Genomic DNA, 18576 nt, shown 5'->3' with positions numbered 1-18576 from the left:
ACCCGGCCGGCTCCGGCGCCAGCCCCGACCCTCAGGGAAGTCCGGCGTGCTGGACGACCCAGCTGTGCATCACGATCGCCGCCGCGGCGGAGGCGTTGATGCTCCGCGTCGACCCGAACTGCGTGATCTCGAGGTGCCCGTCCGCTCCGGCGACCGCCTCGTCGGTGAGCCCGGGGCCCTCCTGCCCGAACAGGAACACGCAGCGTTCCGGGATCGCCGCCGTCTCGATGCGCTCGGCGCCCGGGGTGTTGTCGATCGCGATGACCGGACGGCCCTCGTCGGCCATCGCCGCGAGGAACGCCGCGACGTCCGGGTGGTACCGCACGTGCTGGTACCGGTCGGTGACCATCGCGCCCCGCTTGTTCCAGCGCCGCCGTCCGATGACGTGCACGGTGCCCGCGAGGAACGCGTTGGCACTGCGGACGATCGACCCGATGTTGAGGTCGTGCTGCCAGTTTTCGATCGCCACGTCGAACGCGTGCCGACGGGTGTCGAGCTCGGCGACGATGGCGTCCATCGACCAGTACCGGTAGCGGTCGACGACGTTCCGGGTGTCCCCGGCGGCCAGGAGCTCCGGGTCCAGCCGCGGGTCGTCCGGCCACGGATCCGGGTGCGGCCCCACCCCGTGGGTGGTCGCCTCGTGCGTGGGCTGCGGCGCCGCCGCGTCGCCGGGGTCGGACGGGAGGCGCTGGGTCACCTCCCCAGCGTACGGCGCGCCCGCCCCGCGCTCCGTCCGGCACCCTCGCACCGTGCGAGGTCCCGCGCAGTGTGCGGGGCCGTGAGCCTCGCACCCCGCACGGCACCTCGCACACTGCACTCGTACTCGTACTCGTGCTCGTGCCCGGGCCCGGGCTCGTGCCCGGGCTCGTGCTCGCGGCCGGGCGCTCAGCGCGCCCGCGCCTCGATGCCGGCGATGAGGATGTCGAGCCCGAGGTCGAAGCGAGCGTCGTACGAGTGCTCGCCCAGGATCTCGCCGACGAGCGCGTGCCGCTCCGGACGCCCAGCGTCGGAGTCACCCCGGCCGACCTGCACCCCGGCGTGCCCGACCACGAAGTCGTACACGACGAAGAAGGCGTACATCGCCTCGGTGTCCCCGAGCCCGGCGGACCGGAGCGCCCCGACGACCTTCGCGACCACGGCGTCGGACTCGGTCGAGGCGAGCGGGGCCCGCTGGCTGTGCGACTCGAGGACGAGCGGGTGGGTGCGCATCAGGTCGCGGAACGTCCTCGCGAAGACCCGGACGACGTCGTGCCACTCCGACGGCCAGACGAAGGTCGCCGTGAACTCGTCGACGGTGCGCCGCACGAGTTCGGCGTGCAGGTCGTCGAGGCCGCCGATCGTCCGGTGCACGGTCATCGGCGCGACGCCGAGCCGGACGCCGAGGGCACGGAAGGACAGCCGGTCGAGGCCGTCCTCGTTCGCGATGGCCGTCGCGGCGTCGATCACCTGCTCGCGGCTGAGCACGTTGGGTCGACCACGCCGTCGTCGCGGGGTCACCTCGGCCTGCTCCGGCGCCGCGGCGGGCCGGGGTGGGACGGTCGGGGTTCCGGGTTCGACGAGCACTTCGGGTCTCCTTGATTCGGTACGTGTCCCGAAAAGCCTAGGGCAAAGCCGACCGGCGTTCGGTGTCTCGACCATCTCGGGTCCGGGAGCGGCGCGCAAGAGCCGATCCGTTCCTCCCGGCCCCCTCGCAGCCGGCCCCGAGCCGGGCCGCAACCGGCGCCCAGTAGGGTGAGGCCCATGGCAACCCGCGACGAGGTCGAGTGCTGGCTGACCGACATGGACGGCGTGCTCGTGCACGAGAACCAGGCGCTCCCCGGAGCGCCGGAGCTCATCCAGCAGTGGCTCGACGAGGGCACCGAGTTCCTGGTGCTCACGAACAACTCGATCTTCACGCCGCGCGACCTGAGCGCCCGGCTCCGCTGGTCCGGCATCGACGTGCCCGAGGACCGCATCTGGACCTCGGCACTGGCCACCGCCGACTTCTGCAAGTCGCAGATGCCGGGCGGCTCCGCGTTCGTCATCGGCGAGGCCGGCATGACCACCGCCCTGCACGAGGCCGGCTTCATCATGACCGAGACCGCCCCCGACTACGTCGTCGTCGGTGAGACCCGGAACTACTCGTTCGAGGCGATCACGAAGGCCGTCCGGCTCATCCGCGACGGCGCCCGGTTCATCGTCACGAACCCGGACGCCACCGGGCCGAGCGCCGAGGGCGTCCTGCCCGCCACGGGCGCGATCGCCGCGATGATCGAGAAGGCCACCGGCAAGCAGCCGTACGTGGTCGGCAAGCCGAACCCGATGATGTTCCGCTCGGCGATGAACCGGATCGGCGCGCACTCCGAGAACACCGGCATGATCGGCGACCGGATGGACACCGACGTGCAGGCCGGGATCGAGGCCGGGTTGCACACCGTCCTCGTGATGACCGGCATCAGCGACCAGGCCGAGATCGACCGCTACCCGTTCCGTCCGAGCGAGGTCATCTCCGGCGTGCACGAGCTCGTCCGCACGGAGCCCATCGAAGTCGAGATGTAGCCGTGCGCTGGGACCCGGCCCGCTACGCGGCCTTCGGTGACGAGCGGTCGCGTCCGTTCCACGAGCTGGTGGCGCAGGTCGGCCTGGAGGCACCACGTCGCGTCGTCGACCTCGGCTGCGGCCCCGGGACCCTCACCGCCACGTTGGCAGCACGGTGGCCCACCGCGTCGGTGGTCGGGATCGACTCCTCCGCCGAGATGTTGGCGTCGCCCCCGACCGGTCCGGGGTTGTCGTTCGAGCTGGGGTCGATCGAGGACTGGACGCCCGGCCCGACGGACGACGTCGTCGTGACGAACGCCGCGCTGCAGTGGGTCCCCTCGCACGTGTCCCTGCTGCCCGCGTGGCTCGACGCGATGCCGTCCGGATCGTGGTTCGCGATGCAGGTCCCGGGCAACTTCGGGTCGCCGTCGCACGCGCTCATGCGGTCCGTCGCCGCGGAGGGGCCGTGGGCGTCCGCGCTCGACGGGGTGCTCCGCGAGGACCCGGTGCTCGACCCGGCGGGGTACCTCGGGATCATGCTCGACGCTGGCCTGGAGGCCCGCGCGTGGGAGACCACGTACGCGCAACTCCTCCCCGGTGCGGACCCCGTGCTCGCGTGGGTGCGCGGCACCGGACTCCGGCCGGCGCTGCAGGCACTCGACGCGGCCGACCCCTCGGGCGGGTTGACCGCGGCGTACGAGTCCCGCTACGCCACGGCTCTGCGCGAGGCGTACCCGGCGGGGGCGCACGGCACGGTGTACCCGTTCCGCCGGGTCTTCGCCGTCGGCCGCAAGCCCTGAGCGCTGTCCCTGACCGCTCCGTCCCGGGTCGCGCTCGACCGGACGCGTCCGCGGTCAGGTGGTTCCCCGACCGCCGGGACGATCACTCCACCGTCACCAGGGTGCCGAGCGGGAGGGCGTTGATCGCCGCCACCGCCTCGGCGTCGAGCCGCACGCACCCGTGCGACACCGCCCCCGAGGTCGTCGCGTTCCAGTGCAGGCCGATCAACCCGCCGTCGTGCCCGCCGTACGGTTCGTCGGCCGCGCTCGAGTGCAGGGAGGTCAGCTGGATGGGGTGCTCGCCGGTCCCCTGCGCGGGATCGACGTAGCGCTGCTCCAGGTAGCCGGTGACCCCGGTCGGCGTCGGGGTGTCCGCCGTGCCGACCCCGGCCCGGAAGCGTTGCGCGGGAGATCCGCTCGCGCCGTCGGCGGCGACGATCGACACGGTCTGGTCCGTCGTGGAGATCACCACGCGGGTGGTCGGGGTCGCGACCTCCCGGAGCGACGACACCGGCACCCACGCCGAGGTCTGCGCCGCCGCCGATCCCCCGGCGGCCGAGGGCAGCTGCTGCCGCGCCGGGGTGAGCACGAGCTCCCAGTCCCCGTCACGGCGGAGTCCGACCACCGTCGTGGGCTGCCGGAGGAAGTCGGTGGCGGCGAACCGCGCGACCGGGGTCGTCCGTGCCGCGCCGAACAGGGGTGCATCGGCGCGGAGCCGGAACACGGTGTCCGAGGTGATCGTCCGGTCGAACGGCATCAGACCGCCGATGACGGCCGAGTACTGCGCCTCCGGCAGTGCGGCGAGCGCGGCGGCGTCGACGTGCGGCACGGCGGGCGCCGGCGAGGCGGAGGACGTGGCGGACGGCGCTGTCGTCCGAGCCGCCGAGACGGCCGAGGGCGAGCCGACGACGAACGGGACGGCGACGGCCCCGGCGAGGACGACCGCGCCGGCGACCGCCGTGGTCCAGAGGGTGTACTTGCGCATGGGGGCTTCCGGGACGGGAGACCGGTCGGCGCGCGTGCGCCGACCGGTCGGGGTGGAGTGGATCAGCCGGAGACGACCGGCAGGTGGACGCCGGTGCCGGGGTCGACCACACCGGTACCCGTCCCACCGCCGGCGCCGGCGCCGCCGCCGGCCGCGGCCGGCGTCACGGTGATCGCGAGCGGCGACACCAGCACCGAGGAACCCGAGGCGTCGACGACGTCGAGGGTGTGCGCCCCGGTGGCGGTCCCGGCCGGGATCGTCACGTCGCCGGACACGGTGCCGTCCGCGGCGACGGCGAGCGAGCCCACCGTGACCGGGTCGGAGTGCAGGACGACCCGCAGCGAGGCACCCGGCGTGAAGCCCGTGCCGGCCAGGGCCAGCGAGCCGCCCGCGGCGACCGACGTGCCGGACGGTGCGGTGAGGACGCCGGTCACGACCCGGGCGGTACCGCCGGTGGCGAGGACCTTCGCGGTGCCGTCGGCGGAGACGGCGACCGTGGCACTCGTCGCGGCGGCGAGGTCGAGGCGCTCCCACGAACCGGCCGACGTACCGCTCTGGTCGAGCGGGGCGCCCGACGCGATCTCGGTCTGCGCGAGCACCGCGGTGCGCTGGGCGTCGGTCAGGGTCGGGAACGCCGTGAGCAGCAGGTTCGACGCCCCGGTCGGGACCGAGGGGGCGAGGCCGGTCGTGCCGGTCGCCGCGAAGCCGTAGGTCATCCGCTCGCGGTACACCGCCACGGCCGACGCGCGGTCGGTGACGACCTGGGCGGTGCCGCCCGGGATCGCCGCGCCGCCGTACGGGTCGTCCGAGTACGCCTTCGCGTGCGCGATGCAGTTCGCGAGCGTGTCACCGCACTGCTGCTCGAGGTAGGAGACGAGCTCCTTCCGGGCCGGCTCGAGCACCTCGGTGCGGTACTGCGTGTCCGACCAGCGGGCCGCGAGCGCGGCCTCGCCGTCGATGCGTCCGCCCATGATGTCGAGCGGGTAGTGCACGCCGAGGACGATGCGGTCGTTGCCGGCTTCGGAGGCGCGGGCCAGCAGCTCCGGCGCCAGCTCGGGGACGAGCGTGGCGAGGGTGATGCCCGCCTGGTACGCCGTGGTGGTGTGCCCGCTCGGGAAGGAGCCGCCGGTGCAGATCCCGGACGTGCCGTACCCGGGGTCGAGCACGACGTCGTTCGGGGAGAACTCGTGCGACGTGTCCGTGGCGACCGGCACGCGGGTGATGTCGAGGGTGCCGTCGGCCGATGCCCAGGCCTTGCCCGCACGGTTCGCGGCGAGCGACGAGGCGTTCACCTTCGCCGGCGCGCAGCCGGTCTGGTCGTCACCGGCGGGCAGTGTCGCCGTGGCGGTCGCCGGCAGGTAGGGACGCGGGTAGCTGTAGTGTGCCTTCGCCGTCCCCGTGCTGACGTAGGCGCCGCTCGTGCCGGTCGAGGAGTTCACCAGCGCCGAGGTCAGCGGCAGCTTCCCGGCGTTCCGACCGTCGACGTAGATCTTCTCGAGCGCCGGCCCGAGCCCCTGCGACACCGTCATCGACTGGTCGTAGGCGGTGTTCGTGGCGTTCTGGTACTCGGAGTCCTGCAGTGCCTTCAGCTGCTGCGCCTTCGTGGCGTGCTGGTTGATCCAGGACGTGAGCTGGTCGTTCTTCGCCAGCGTGGCAGCGTCGACGACCGTGCCGTGCAGGTCGTTCGTCCCGCTCGACGTCCAGTAGTGGTCGTACCCGTTCAGCAGGGAGACGAGGTCGGGCTTGGCGGAGTCGCTCGGGTACCCCGCCGCGGTGGCGGCGAGGGGTGAGCCGACGACGAGCGCGGCGGCGACCGCGGCGACGGTCACCCCGCGGAGTGCTGATCTGTGCATGCGCCGAACGCTAAGGACGAGCGGTTGCCGAGCGGGGAACGGTGCACCAAGCCGAGGTGAACCGGGCCGCAGGCTGTGTGCCTTCGCAGCCCCGCGCCTCCAGGCCGACCCGGGTCACCACGAGGCCGACGGCGCCCACGCCGGCGGCGCTCAGGCCGTGCCGAGCGGGGAGCGGCGCAGTTCGGTGTCCGACACCGCGACCGCCGCCATGGGCGGCACCGTCCGCCACCGTCGCCGCAGGCGGCGCGGCCGGTCGTCCCGCCAGGCGATCACCCCGCCCGCGACGATGCCGAACGCCAGCACGACGAACGAGAACAGCCCGAGCGTGCCGACCAGCACGAGCCGCGACGGGTCCTGCAGGTCGTTGGTCGCCGAGAGCCCGATCGACCCGAAGTCCCAGAACGCGTGCACCAGCACCGGCAGGACCAGGTTCCCGGTGAGCCGTCGGGCGACGTACAGCGTCGAGCCGAACGACGCCGCGAACACGACCTGCACCAGCGTGGCACCGAGGGTCGCACCGGCGAGGGCGTTGAGCAGGTGCAGCAGGCCGAACAGCACGCACGACAGGATCCACACGCCGAACTCGGGCAACCGCCGCCGCAGGCCCACGAGCAGCACGCCGCGGGTCATCAGCTCCTCGAACACCCCGACGAACAGCACGCCCACGGCGAGCAGGAGGAAGTACCGGACGGGCAGTGCGGACCAGTCGACCAGCGGGAGCCGCAGCACGCAGACCGCCAGGATGAGCGCGGGCGCGAGCCACGTCCACCGCAGCCCCGCGCGGGTCGGGTCCACTGTGGCGATCCGCCACCACCCGAGACCCGTGACCACCACGCAGAGCGCGAGGGCGGCGATGCCCTCCGGGACGACGAGCGACCGGACGACGCTGTCGACGGTCTGCCCGAGCGTCGGGTAGTCGTCGCTCGGGCGGGCGCGCCACGCACTGACGGCCGCGAAGACGACCAGCGGCGCGAGACCGACGAGCAGCGACGGCGGGACGGGCCAACGGCGTCGACGAGCGGGGGCTGCTGTGGTCACCTGCTGTTTGTACCATTGGGGCATGCGCCTGCCCTCCCTGTCCACGATGGCGGAGGACTACGTGAAGCTCGTCTGGAAGGCGAGCGAGCGCGGCGGAGCAGGGCTCGCGACGCGGGACATCGCGGCGGCGCTCAAGGTCTCGGCGTCGACGGTGTCGGGCAACCTCCGGAAGCTCGACCGCGACGGCCTCATCGAGCACACCCCGTACTACGGCGTCGTGCTCACCCCGCTCGGGCAGCAGGTCGCCGTGGCCATGGTCCGGCGGCACCGGCTCATCGAGACGTTCCTCGTGCAGCGGCTCGGCTACTCGTGGGACGAGGTCCACACCGAGGCCGAGGCCCTCGAGCACGCGGTGTCGGAACGGTTCCTCGAACGGGTCGACGCCGACCTCGGACGCCCCACGCACGACCCGCACGGCGACCCGATCCCGCGCGCGGACGGCACGGTCCCGGACTCACCGGGCGCGCTGCTCGGCACGATCGAACCGGGAGCGTGCGGCACCGTCGACCGGGTCTCCGACGACGACCCCTCGTTGCTGCGGTACTTCGACGAGCTCGGGGTCGGACTCGGGACGCACCTGCGGGTGGAGCAGGTGCGGGACTACGCGGGCGTGATCGCGGTGTCGCGCCGGGGTCCGTCGGGCGAGGAGTCCCTCGTCGACCTGCCGGCGGCCGCGGCCTCCGCGATCTGGCTCGCCCCCGACGCAGACTGACTCGCGCGGCGCGCGGCGCCCGCGTTCCGCCGATCGTGCGCCGAGATCGCACAAACGACGGGACGCGCGCGCCACAAGCCACCCGGAGTGCGATCTCGGCGCCCGGAACGCGCCCATCGGCCGGACGGGAGGCGCGGTGCCAGCCCGCCCCGCTCCTCCCGGCCCGTGCAGCGCGCGGCACGCGCCCGGCGTGCGCCCGGCGTGCGCCCGGCGTGCGCCGAGATCGCACGAACGACGGGACGCGCACCCCACGGACCACCCAGAGTGCGATCTCAGCGCCCGAAACGCACCCGCCCACCGGCCGGGAGGCACGGTGCCAGCCCGCCCCGCGCCTCCCGTCCGCGCGTCCCCGGCGCGTGCGCTGGTCGCACGACGTGCCGCTCACGTCCGGCCCGGTCGCGCGACATGCCGTCAGCGCGCCCGCAGCGCGACACTTCCTGCGACCAACGCGCCCGCGCCGCGCGCACGCCGCGCGCCCGCGTCAGTCGCGCCCCGCGCACGCCGCGCGCCCGCGTCAGTCGCGCAGCGCGGGCGACGACGGCCGCCGGAACGGCGCCGCGAGCGTCGGCAGGACGTCCCGCCGGTTCACCCAGAGCACGACCAGGGCCGCGACGAGGTGCACGATGCTCAACACCCACCGCCCGTTCGTGTCCGTCACGAAGAACTGCACGGCGAACAGGGCCGCGAGCGCGATCGCCGACCACCGGTGGAACCGCAGCGCGATGATGATCGCCACGCCGAGCACGGTCTGCGACGCGGTGAGCATGAACTCCTCGATCTGCCGGCCGTCGAGCGGCAGCCCGCCCGTGGTCCCGCCGCCGAGGACGTGCGCGATCGGCAGCGAGCCGACGAGCAGCGACCACTGGTTCACCTTCGAGGCGATGAGCGTCCCGATCGCCGCGCCGCCCATCCCCCGCAGGGCGAAGAGCGCGGCGACGATGAACTCGGGCGCCTCGGTGGCGAGCGGGGCGAGCCACTGCACGAGGAAGTAGCTGTCGATGCCGAGTGCGCTGCCGGACTGCACGAGGGCGTCGGCGAACGGCTCCGCCGAGGACAGGATCACCGCGGCTGCCACCACGAACAGCGCCGCGATCGTCCACCGCCGGGCCCGCTGCGGCATCGAGGCGATGTTGCCCGCCATCCCGACGATCTCCTCGTCCTCGTCGTCCCCGTCCGCGACCTTCGACGCACGCCAGAGGTACCAGACGAACGCGGCGAGCAGCACGAACCCGAACCACATCGGGATCGAGCCCATCAGCGGGATGAGGAACGCGACGATCGCGAGGAGCGCGAGGAAGCCGATGTCCAGCCGCGAGGACCGCGACAACTCGAGCACCTTCGTGGCCGACTCCGGGAGCGCCCCGGTCCGGACGAACCGCCGCGCGACGAGCAGCGAGATGATCACCACGAGGGGCCACCCGAACCCGAGCAGCAGCCGGTTCGACCCGGTCATGTTGGCGGCGGCGAACTGCTCGTAGGACGGGTCGTACCCGGAGCGGAACGCGTAGTACAGGTCGACCGCGTACTCGGGGAGCACGGCGATCAGCGCCAGGATCGCGATCGCGAGGGCTCCGGCGATGTCCTTCTGCGCGGCCTCGGCGGCCCAGGCGAGCAGGAACGACGCGGCGACGACGGCCCCGCCGAACACGAGCAGGTCGACGACGGGGTTCGGGGCGAAGCCGCCGATCCGGAAGACCACGGCGGGCAGGGCGATGGCGATGCAGATCGCGATGCGACCCCAGGCGCTCGCGCCCATCCGGGGCGCGGCGACGGCGGGCGCAGCCGCGGGGGACATGGTGTTCGTCATGGTGGTCCTCGAGTTCGAGTGGTCGAGCCATGACGCTGCACACACTCGAGCGGCTTCGGCCATGGCGGAACGGCCGAAGGTCTCGCTCGCCTCGTGGTCGAGGTGGTGCACCGGGCCGATCGTCGTGATGGCCAGTGTGTCGATGCACGCGCTGGGAGCTACTCCCCTTCGACACCCACTGTGGCGCGCTCCGATCCGCATGCGCAAGCCGATCGGCCCTGTTCGTCAGCCCGAATCCGGGTGTTCCCCGACCCGCCCCGTACCGGCCTGGAGGCGCGGTGCGGCCCCGCCCCGCGCCTCCAGTCCGTCGCGGCGGCGATCAGCCCGATGCGGAGCGCGTGCGGCCGAGGGCGACCTCGCGTCGGGCACGCTCGAGCGCCAGTCCCGCGGCAGCGTCCGGGTCCTGCAGGAGGCGCCGCACCTCGGCGACGTGCGAGCGGACGGACTCGTCGCGCCGCCCCTCCGCGGCGTCCAGCACGGGGCCGAGGGCCTCGTCGCCGAGGCCGACGAGTGCGCGACTCAACGCCAACCGGGCCTCTCGGTCCTCCTGTCCCAGGTCACGGGCGAGGCGTCGGGCCAGCGCCGGTCGTCCGGCATCGGGGACGAGTCGGACGGAGGCCCGCCACGCGGTGCGGACGACACCGCGGTCGACGTCGCCGAGGAGTTCGGCGACGGCGTCGTACGTCGAGCGGTCACCGATCTTCGACAGGGTGTGCAGCGCCTGGCTCCGCGCCTGCGGCTCCGGGCGTGCGAGCTGCTCGAGCAGCCGCGGGACGACGAGACCGGCGGGGAGTCGCACCAACGCCCAGGTGAGCATCTCCCGGACCTGCAGGTCGGGCTCGACGGCGCACTGCTCCACGAGGACGTCGAGGTCGGACGGGTCCGGCACCGTGCCGGCCTCCATCACCGCGCGGAGCCGGACGGTCGGGCGAGGGTCGCTGAGGGACGAGGTGAGCGTCGACATGATCTGCCCCAGCAGACCCTGCACACCTGGGAGCGGACTCGACGTCCGGCATAGCGTGGACGGGACCACTCCACCAGCACACGAAAGGACCCTCATGCCCCGCATCGGAACCAGCGACCTCACCGTGTTCCCGCTCGCCCTCGGCGGCAACGTCTTCGGCTGGACCGCCGACGAGCAGACCTCCCACCAGGTGCTCGACGCGTACACCGCGGCCGGCGGCGACTTCGTCGACACGGCGGACGTCTACTCCGCGTGGGCGCCCGGGAACGAGGGCGGCGAGTCCGAGCGCGTGATCGGCTCGTGGTTCGCGAAGTCCGGCAAGCGCGACGACGTCGTGATCGCCACGAAGGTCTCGCAGCACCCGCAGTTCTCCGGGCTCGGAGCGGACACCGTCGCCGCCGCTGCCCGCGCCAGCCTCGAGCGCCTCGGCACCGACCGCATCGACCTGTACTACGCGCACTTCGACGACGAGGAGACGCCGCTCGAGGAGACCGTGCGGGCGTTCGACCAGCTCGTCCGCGAGGGGCTCGTCCGGTACACCGCGATCTCGAACTACTCCCGCGCCCGCGCCGAGGAGTGGATCCGGATCGCGAAGGACAACGACCTCGCGCTGCCGGTCGCGATCCAGCCGCACTACAACCTCGTGACGCGGGAGCCGTACGAGTCGGACATCGCCCCGCTCGCCGCTACCGAGGGCCTCGGCGTCGTCCCGTACTTCTCGCTCGCTGCGGGGTTCCTGACGGGGAAGTACCGCACGAAGGACGACTTCGCGGGGAAGGACCGCGAGGGACAGGTCTCCGGCTACTTCACCGATGCGGGACTCGCGGTCGTGAACGCGCTCGCCGGCATCGCGGACGCGCACGGCGCCGAGCTCGCGACCGTCGCCCTCGCGTGGCTGCAGGCCCAGCCGGACGTCGTCGCGCCGATCGCCAGCGCGCGGAACACCGACCAGCTGCCGGCGCTGCTCGCGTCCGCGGAGCTCGAGCTCACGGCCGACGAGCTGCAGACGCTCTCCGACGTGTCGTCGAAGGTGCCCACCGCGGCGTGACTGCGGACCCGGGACGACGAATCCGATGTCGGACGACGTCGGATTCGTCGTTTCGACTCGGCCGCCTACGCCCCCGGTGCCACCGACCCCGTCAGTGACTCCCCCGACGACCGGGTCACGAAGCACGAGATGAACGTGTCGCCCTGGTCCCACGTCGCCTGGTCCGGTGCGTACGACCCCTGCACCTGGACGTCCCCGTAGGCGGCAGCGGCGGCGGTGTTCAACGCCTCGGAGGTCTGGCACTGCGATGCGGCCTGTGAGGCGAGCGCGTCGGGCCCGGGCCACTGGTTCGCCGACACCGGCAGGCGTGCGGTCAGCTGCGCGATGTGCGGCGACGAGCAGTCGACCACGGTGAACGTCTGCGCCCACGCGTTGGTGAAGGGGGACAGGCACTCCCCGCCCGCGAGCTCGGTCCAGCTGTGCTCCCCCGGAGCGGCCGGGGTCGTCGCGAACTGGAGCGTCTGCAGGGTGTCGGAGCTCGGCGCGGGCGTCGACGGCTCGGCGGAGGGCGACGAGGACGCCTGGGCCGAGGCGGCGGACGTCGACGTCGGCGCGGGTGCCTGCTCGTCGATGGTGTTGCCGAGGATCCACTTGGTCAGCAGGAACACCGCGACGAGCAGCACGACGATGAGCGCGATCGAGCCCCAGATGAGCAGGCGCTTCCCGCGCTGCCCCTCGTTCCGGAGCCGCGCGAAGCCCTCGTTGATGAAGTTGTCCCGGTCGCCTCCGCCGCCCGCTGCAGCCGGGGCTGCCGGTGCGACGGGCGTGCGTCCCGGAGCCGGGGCGTGCGCGGGCGGCCCGGCGACGGCCGGCATCATCCGGGTGCTGTTGTCGGTGGGGTCGTACCCGGTGCCGCCGAGCTGACCGACGGCCTCGGTGCCGAAGAGGTCCTTGATCGCGCTCGTGTCGCTCGTCTCGCGGCCGTCCCACTCGGACTGGTCGAGGTCGTCGGGTGCCGCGGCGGCGAGCGGCGCGGGCTCGTCGTCGATGGGATCGTGGCCCCGGATGCCGAGCACGGCGTCGAGGTCCTGCCCGACGGCCGGCGGCAGGTGTGCCGGGTACGCCTGGTCGTCCGCGGCGGCGACCGTCTCGACGAGCGGCGGCGCGGCGGTCGGGGGCACGGTCGCCTCCGGCTCGGCCCACCAGGGCGTCCCGGCGACGGGCAGCGCGGTCGTCGCGGCGTCCGCGGGGTCGGGTCGGTCGCCGTCCTGGAGGCGCGGCTCGGCCCCGGCCGCGGGCGTCACGTCGTCGACGTGCAGGGACTCGACCTGCTCGGTGTCGACGCGATCGGACGCGACCCGCTCGGACTCGGCGGGCGCCGACTCGGCGGGCGCCGGGTCGAACGCGACGGTCGGAGCTGGCACCGCCGGCGGGACGGCGGGCGGCACCGCCGGCGGGACGGCGGGCGCCGGCACCGCACCAGCCGGCACGGCGGGCGGCACCACGGCCGCCGGCACGACGGGGGTACCGCTCACCGGAGTCTCGAGCTCCCCGGACACCACGTCGTCGTCGGACTCGTCCGCGAGGGTCCACGACCCGCCCGCGAGCGCCGTCGTGTCGAACGCGTCGGTGGTCAGCGTCGCCGGGACCTCGCCGGCCTCGTCGTCCCGGATCGCCCAGTCGAACGGACGCTCGTGCCCGTCGGTGCCCTGCGCGGCGGCGTCCGCGTCGGCGATGCGGAGCAGTTCGGTGAAGCTCGGCGGCTCCTGCGTGGTGGGCAGGACGTTCTCGACACCGACGGGCTGCGCAGCGACGGGTCCGGTCGGGGTCGGGTGCGATCCGGTGGCACGACCGAGCCAGTCGACGTCGCTGCGGCCCTGCCCGAACGGGTCGAGTCGGCGACGTTCCTCCTCGATCGCGCGGTGCTCGGCGGCGCGTTCGTCGCGGTGTGCCTGCGCGGTCGGCAGGGTGATGGACGACGGGTGCGGTGCCGTCGAGGTCGGGGGGACCGGGGCGGCCGGCGGGATGCGGTCGCCCAGGGTCGAGCGTTCGAACTCGGCGCTCGCCTGCGGGTTCACCGAGGGAGCCTCGAGCTGCTCCGGCATCGAGATCGCCTGGGTGGCACCGTCGTCGTCTGCGGACGGTGCCGTCGGCACGGACGCCACGGGCTCGGCCGGCTCGAACGGTTCGGGGAGCGGCGCACCGGTCGCCCGCGCGGCCTTCTCGGCCTCGCGACGCTCACGGCGGGAGGGCCACTCGTCCTCGCTCCGGGGAGCACCGAAGATGTCCGCGGCGCTGCGGAGACCGTGGAACGGAGCGTCCGGGGCGGACTCGCGCCGTGCCTCCAGTCCGTCGTCCCCGTCTGCGGGACCGGCGGTCTGGTCGGGCTCGTGCGCGTCCTCCGGACGCTCCCCGGTCACGCGCTCAGCCCCAGATCAGCCAGCCCGATCGCGCTGAAGTAGGGGTAGCCGGCGGCCTCGATCTTCTCCTTGGCGCCGGTGTCGCGGTCGACGACGACGGCCACGGCGGCGATGATCGCGCCCTCGCGCTCGAGCGCCTCGGCGGCCTTGAGCGGCGAACCGCCGGTCGTGGAGGTGTCCTCGAGCACGACGACGCGCTTGCCCCGCAGGTCCGGACCCTCGACCTGCTTGCCGCGCCCGTGGTCCTTCGGCTCCTTGCGCACGACGAACGCGTCGTACGCCAGGCCACGGGCGGCGGCCTGGTGCAGCACGGCGCTGGCGATCGGGTCGGCGCCCATGGTGAGGCCACCGACGGCCGCGACGTCCGGGACCTGCGCGACGAGGTCGGTCATCACCTGTCCGATGAGCGGTGCGACCCGGTGGTCCAGGCTCACCTTGCGGAGGTCGATGTAGTACGTCGCCTTCTTCCCGCTGGTGAGGGTGAAGTCTCCGTGGAACACCGCTTCGTCCGTGATGAACTGGATGAGCTGGTCGCGCGCGTCGGTCACAGCCCACAAGGGTAGCCGGTCGGGCCCCGGACGCGCTCCCCCAGGCTGTGGGGTCCCCGGCTGGGTACGCTCCGGGCATGGCTTCCGACACGCGCACGACCACGGTCGTGGCGCGCGGCGACGGCGGCTCGCGGTGGCGTGGACGGGTCGCCGCGGTCGGCCGGGAGGCACTGGGCAGCCTGGTCGCGCTGGCCCTGTCCGTCATCGCGTTGCGGCACGTCGTCGCGACGGCCCGGGTCGCCCTCCTCTGGTACGACGGCGACTCGGTCCTGCTGCCGCTCGTGCGCCGGTCGATGGACCTCGGGCAGCCGTTCGAGTGGGCGATGTCGCCCGCGCTGTTCTTCTTCCCGGAGCTGCCGGTCTACCTGCTCTGCTCGGTCGTCACCGCCACCCCGCAGCAGGCCCTCGCGCTGAACGGGATCCTCGTCCTGCTCGCCGTGTACGCCCTCGTACGCGCGGCGGCGAACGAGCTCATGCCCGCCGCACGCCGGTCCGCCCGCATCGCGGTGTCCGCCGTGGCGCTCGGCTTCGTGACGCTCCTGGTGCTGACGGAGTCCTCGGCGACGGCGACCTCGCTCGAGCTCGCCTCCCTGCTCCTGACGACCACCTACTACTACGGGGCGGTCCTGGCGATGCTCGGTACGGCCGTCCTGGTGCTGCGGGCGGTGCGGACCGGGCGGGCGTCCGTCCCGGTGCTCGTCGTGCTCGGGCTGCTGGCCGCGTGCACCACCGCGTCGAACCCGCTGTACGTGCCGTGGTCGGCAGCCCCGGTCGTCGTGACGCTCGTGGTGCTCGCGGTCGCCCGGCGGCTGCCGTGGCGTCCGGTCCTGCTGCTCGCCGGCACCGTCACCGCCGGGTCGGTCGTCGGGTACCTGCTCCGGATCCCGCTGCGGCCGTTCGTCTCACTCGACCCGTCGACGTACGTGCAGCCGTCGAAGGCGGGCGAGACCCTGGGCTTCTTCGCGGCCCTCACCGACGACCGCGCCGGGACGGCCGCCGGGGACGCGGGGCTGCTGCTGCTCTTCGTGGGGGTCCTGCTCGCCGCCGGGGGCACGGTGTGGGCGTGGCGGGTACGGACCTCGGGGACGGTGCTCGTCGCCGCGGCGCTCCCCCTCGTCACCGTCGTCGCGGTGTCCGTCGGGGTCGTCGCCGCCGGGTCGGAGACCCCGCGGTACCTCGAGCCGATCGTGACCGCTCCGCTGCTCGCACTGGTGGCGGTCGCCGAACTCGCCCGCACCGCGGTCCGGGCGACCCGCGTGCACCGGCCCCGACGCGGGATCCGGCTGGCGTTCGCCCTGGCGGCGGCCGGTGTCCTGCTCGCCGGGTTCGCCACCGCGCCGAGCACCGCGAGGGCGGTCACCACGGCGCGGTACGACCCCGCCGCGTGCCTCGACCGCTGGGCCGACGGGCGGCAGGTGACCGGCGTCGGACAGTTCTGGACGGTCCGACCCCTCGCCGCCTACTCCTCGCCGAACGTGCGGCTCCTGCAGGTGCGGGACACGTTCCAGACCTACCCCTGGCTGGTCGACCTGGCCGCCTACCGCGACGCCCGCCCGACCTTCGTGGTGATCGGCACGCGGGACCTCTGGACCACCGCGGTCGAGGACTCGCTCGGACGCCCCGCGACGATCACGCACTGCACCGGGTTCGACGTCTACGACTACGCCGGCACGACGGGCGCCGCGGTGCTGCAGCGCGACGTGGTGGACAGCGCCGAGGCCATCCGGCGCGAGCGCGGCTTCTGAGCGATCGCCCCCGGAGTTCTCCACAGCCGCGCGGCGACGTCCGTTCCTCCCTGAACGGATGTATAGGCTCGTCGGCGTGACTCGTCCCGCCAGCCACCGCTCCCCACGTGCCACCGTGCGCCTCCGCCTCGCCGCCAGCGGACTCGCGCTCGCGGGTCTGTTCGGCTCGGTGGTGCTCGATGCCCCTGCGGCGAGCGCGGCGAAGTACCCCTCGTGGGACGAGGTCATGGCCGCCCGCGGGCAGGAGTCCGCGAAGCAGGGCCAGATCACCGCGATCAAGGGGATCATCTCCGGGCTCGCCGACGATGTGCAGGCGGCCGAGGCCGAGGCGAAGCAGCTCGGCACCGAGTTCTTCGACGCGCAGAGCGACGCGCAGGACGCCGCCGAGAAGGAACAGCGACTCCGCGCCGACGCCGAGGAGCACGCCGACGTCGCCGAGCAGAGTGCGGCACAGGCCGGCCAGTTCGCGGCGCAGATGGCGCGGTCGGGCGGCGCGGACGTCACCGCCTCGGTCATCACCGGCGGCCAGGACGCCACCGACCTCCTCTACAACCTCGGCGCGCTGAGCAAGCTCTCCGAGCAGGCCGAACGGGTCGAGGCCGCCGCGACCGCCGACGCAGCCGTCGCCCGGTCCCTGACGGCGCAGGCCGACCGTGCGGCCGAGGCGCTCGCCGACCTCGCGGCCGAGGCCGAGCGGCGCATGCAGGCCGCCCAGGCGGCGGCGGACAAGGTGCAGAGCGCCTACGACGAGCAGCAGAGCAACAAGGCCCGACTCGACGCACAGCTGGCCACCCTGACGTCCGGACGTGTCCGCACCGAGGCGGAGTTCGCCGAGGGCGAGAAGGTCCGCAAGGCGGCCGAGGCGAAGGCGGCTCGCGAAGCAGCTGCCCGCGCGGCCGCGGCGAGGGCGGCCGCGGCGAACAGCGGTGGGGGCGGCGGCTCCGGCAGCAGCGGCTCCGGGTCGGGCGGTTCCCCGGGCTCCGGATCGGGCACCGGATGGGTGCGTCCGGCCAGCGGGTACGTGATCAGCCCCTACGGGTACCGCGTGCACCCGATCACCGGCGTGGTCACGAAGCACGACGGCGCCGACCTCGCGAGCGGCTGCTCCACCCCGATCGTGGCGGCTGCCTCGGGCACGGTCGACTACGCCGGCTGGTACGGCGGCTACGGCAACTACGTGCGGATCAGCCACGGCGGCGGTGTCCAGACGGCCTACGGCCACATCGTGAACGGCGGGTACCGGGTCGCCCCGGGCCAGCAGGTCTCGGCAGGGCAGCTGATCGCGCTCGTCGGCTCGACCGGCGCCTCGACCGGGTGCCACACGCACTTCGAGGTCCACGTCGGCGGCGCCACCGTCGACCCGATCCCCTTCATGCAGGCGCGGGGCGTGGCCTTCTAGCCCGTGCGCCCGCAGTGGGGCGTGGCCTGCTCGCCAGCGGGCCCGGCGGTCTCGATGCCGTCGTCGTCCAGGTTCCACAGCGCCCGGTACCAGGCGGTGCGTGCCTCGTCGACCGGCAGTCCGTACGCCTCGTGGAACAGGTCGTCCCACCCGGGCCCGTAGTTCCACCCGAGCGCCATCGTGGCGACCGCGATGTCCGCCCACCGGTCCGCGATGCCGAGCGCGTCGAGGTCGACGTGCCCCGCCCACCTCCCGTCGGCACCGATCAGGGTGTTCGGCGTGCACGGGTCACCGTGGCACACCACCACGCGGTCCGTCGGCGGCTCCGGTCCGAGCCGGTCCGGATCGGCTCCTGCGGCGCGAGCACGGCCGGCTCGTTGCGCAGTGGACCACTCGAACGGGCAGTCCAGCACCGGCAGGGTGTCGTGCAGGGCCCGGAGTCCCTCGCCCGCCGCGACGACCGCGGTGCGCGGCTCGTCGCGCCACCGGGGGTCGACGGCACTCCACCCCGGCAGTGCCCGGGTCCGGAGCCAGGCGCCGTCGTCGTCGACCCCGTGGTCGATCAGCTCGGGCACCCGGGCGTACCGGGACGCCCAGGTCAGTCGGGCGGCCTCGCCGACGACCCAGGGCGTGTACGCGTGCGGCAGCACCTTGACGTACTCCTCGGCGCGGCCGTCGTCGCCGATGCGGAACGTGCGGCCGCCGATCTCGTTCACCCAGACCGCCTGCACCGAGCGGCCACGGGCGGCCGCGACCACCACCTGCGGCACTGCGACGTCACCCCGCGCTCGCGAGATCCCGTCGATCGACCGTGCCATCGT

16 protein-coding genes are annotated in these 18576 nt (G+C 73.8%); 6 read left to right on the top strand and 10 right to left on the bottom strand.

Features of this window, described 5'->3' with window-relative positions:
* Positions 1–31: 31 nt before the first annotated feature.
* On the bottom strand, positions 32–697 hold the full coding sequence (locus ACRQ4B_RS05515) for a TrmH family RNA methyltransferase (RefSeq protein WP_439693686.1): 666 nt from the start codon (positions 695–697) through the stop codon (positions 32–34).
* A gap of 188 nt (positions 698–885) precedes the next feature.
* Positions 886–1563, bottom strand: a complete 678-nt coding sequence (locus ACRQ4B_RS05510; RefSeq protein WP_439693685.1) for a TetR/AcrR family transcriptional regulator — start codon at positions 1561–1563, stop codon at positions 886–888.
* A 177-nt stretch (positions 1564–1740) separates the two neighbouring features.
* Here ACRQ4B_RS05510 and ACRQ4B_RS05505 point away from each other — a divergent pair, with 177 nt between their 5' ends.
* A complete protein-coding gene (locus tag ACRQ4B_RS05505; protein ID WP_144756338.1) occupies positions 1741–2538 on the top strand; it encodes an HAD-IIA family hydrolase in 798 nt (265 codons plus the stop codon).
* A 2-nt stretch (positions 2539–2540) separates the two neighbouring features.
* Positions 2541–3317, top strand: a complete 777-nt coding sequence (locus ACRQ4B_RS05500) for a methyltransferase domain-containing protein (protein ID WP_439693684.1) — start codon at positions 2541–2543, stop codon at positions 3315–3317.
* 82 nt (positions 3318–3399) lie between these two features.
* Here the strand turns inward: ACRQ4B_RS05500 and ACRQ4B_RS05495 are convergent, their stop codons facing one another.
* The 3 genes from ACRQ4B_RS05495 to ACRQ4B_RS05485 form a co-directional block, all read right to left on the bottom strand.
* Positions 3400–4281 (bottom strand): L,D-transpeptidase, encoded by an 882-nt coding sequence (locus tag ACRQ4B_RS05495; RefSeq protein ID WP_439693683.1) that lies wholly within the window; start codon positions 4279–4281, stop codon positions 3400–3402.
* 62 nt (positions 4282–4343) lie between these two features.
* Positions 4344–6134, bottom strand: a complete 1791-nt coding sequence (locus tag ACRQ4B_RS05490; protein ID WP_439693682.1) for a phosphatase PAP2 family protein — start codon at positions 6132–6134, stop codon at positions 4344–4346.
* A 150-nt stretch (positions 6135–6284) separates the two neighbouring features.
* Positions 6285–7172: a lysostaphin resistance A-like protein gene (locus tag ACRQ4B_RS05485; RefSeq protein ID WP_439693681.1), complete on the bottom strand. Its 888-nt coding sequence runs from the start codon at positions 7170–7172 to the stop codon at positions 6285–6287.
* Between the two features lie 22 nt (positions 7173–7194).
* Here ACRQ4B_RS05485 and ACRQ4B_RS05480 point away from each other — a divergent pair, with 22 nt between their 5' ends.
* A complete protein-coding gene (locus ACRQ4B_RS05480) occupies positions 7195–7884 on the top strand; it encodes a metal-dependent transcriptional regulator (protein ID WP_439693680.1) in 690 nt (229 codons plus the stop codon).
* 514 nt (positions 7885–8398) lie between these two features.
* Here ACRQ4B_RS05480 and ACRQ4B_RS05475 read toward each other — a convergent pair.
* Both ACRQ4B_RS05475 and ACRQ4B_RS05470 read right to left on the bottom strand, forming a co-directional pair.
* A complete protein-coding gene (locus tag ACRQ4B_RS05475; RefSeq protein ID WP_439693679.1) occupies positions 8399–9691 on the bottom strand; it encodes a sodium:proton exchanger in 1293 nt (430 codons plus the stop codon).
* Between the two features lie 319 nt (positions 9692–10010).
* The gene (locus ACRQ4B_RS05470; protein WP_439693678.1) at positions 10011–10655 is read right to left on the bottom strand and encodes a HEAT repeat domain-containing protein; all 645 of its coding nucleotides are present in this window, start codon (positions 10653–10655) and stop codon (positions 10011–10013) included.
* Positions 10656–10749: 94 nt separating this feature from the next.
* On the opposite strand from ACRQ4B_RS05470, the gene ACRQ4B_RS05465 reads away from it, so the two are divergent.
* A complete protein-coding gene (locus tag ACRQ4B_RS05465) occupies positions 10750–11703 on the top strand; it encodes an aldo/keto reductase (RefSeq protein ID WP_439693677.1) in 954 nt (317 codons plus the stop codon).
* A 65-nt stretch (positions 11704–11768) separates the two neighbouring features.
* Here ACRQ4B_RS05465 and ACRQ4B_RS05460 read toward each other — a convergent pair whose 3' ends face one another.
* Positions 11769–14063: a hypothetical protein gene (locus ACRQ4B_RS05460; protein ID WP_439693676.1), complete on the bottom strand. Its 2295-nt coding sequence runs from the start codon at positions 14061–14063 to the stop codon at positions 11769–11771.
* Positions 14060–14611, bottom strand: coding sequence for an orotate phosphoribosyltransferase (gene pyrE / locus ACRQ4B_RS05455; RefSeq protein WP_439693675.1), 552 nt, complete (start codon positions 14609–14611; stop codon positions 14060–14062). Before pyrE ends, ACRQ4B_RS05460 begins: the two co-directional genes overlap by 4 nt.
* 77 nt (positions 14612–14688) lie before the next feature.
* Between pyrE and ACRQ4B_RS05450 the strand changes: the two genes are divergently transcribed.
* Positions 14689–16356 carry a hypothetical protein gene (locus ACRQ4B_RS05450; protein WP_439693674.1) on the top strand — a complete coding sequence of 556 codons (1668 nt, stop codon included), beginning with the start codon at positions 14689–14691 and terminating at the stop codon, positions 16354–16356.
* A 76-nt stretch (positions 16357–16432) separates the two neighbouring features.
* A complete protein-coding gene (locus tag ACRQ4B_RS05445) occupies positions 16433–17755 on the top strand; it encodes a M23 family metallopeptidase (protein WP_439693673.1) in 1323 nt (440 codons plus the stop codon).
* Here ACRQ4B_RS05445 and ACRQ4B_RS05440 read toward each other — a convergent pair.
* A complete protein-coding gene (locus tag ACRQ4B_RS05440) occupies positions 17752–18573 on the bottom strand; it encodes a phosphotransferase (protein WP_439693672.1) in 822 nt (273 codons plus the stop codon). The genes ACRQ4B_RS05445 and ACRQ4B_RS05440 overlap by 4 nt on opposite strands.
* Positions 18574–18576 lie beyond the last annotated feature (3 nt).

The sequence above is a fragment of the Curtobacterium sp. SP.BCo genome, assembly GCF_051903265.1.
Classification (GTDB): Bacteria; Actinomycetota; Actinomycetes; order Actinomycetales; family Microbacteriaceae; genus Curtobacterium.
The sequence above is the reverse complement of the archived record's forward strand: the minus strand, read 5'-3'. Positions and strand labels throughout refer to the sequence as shown.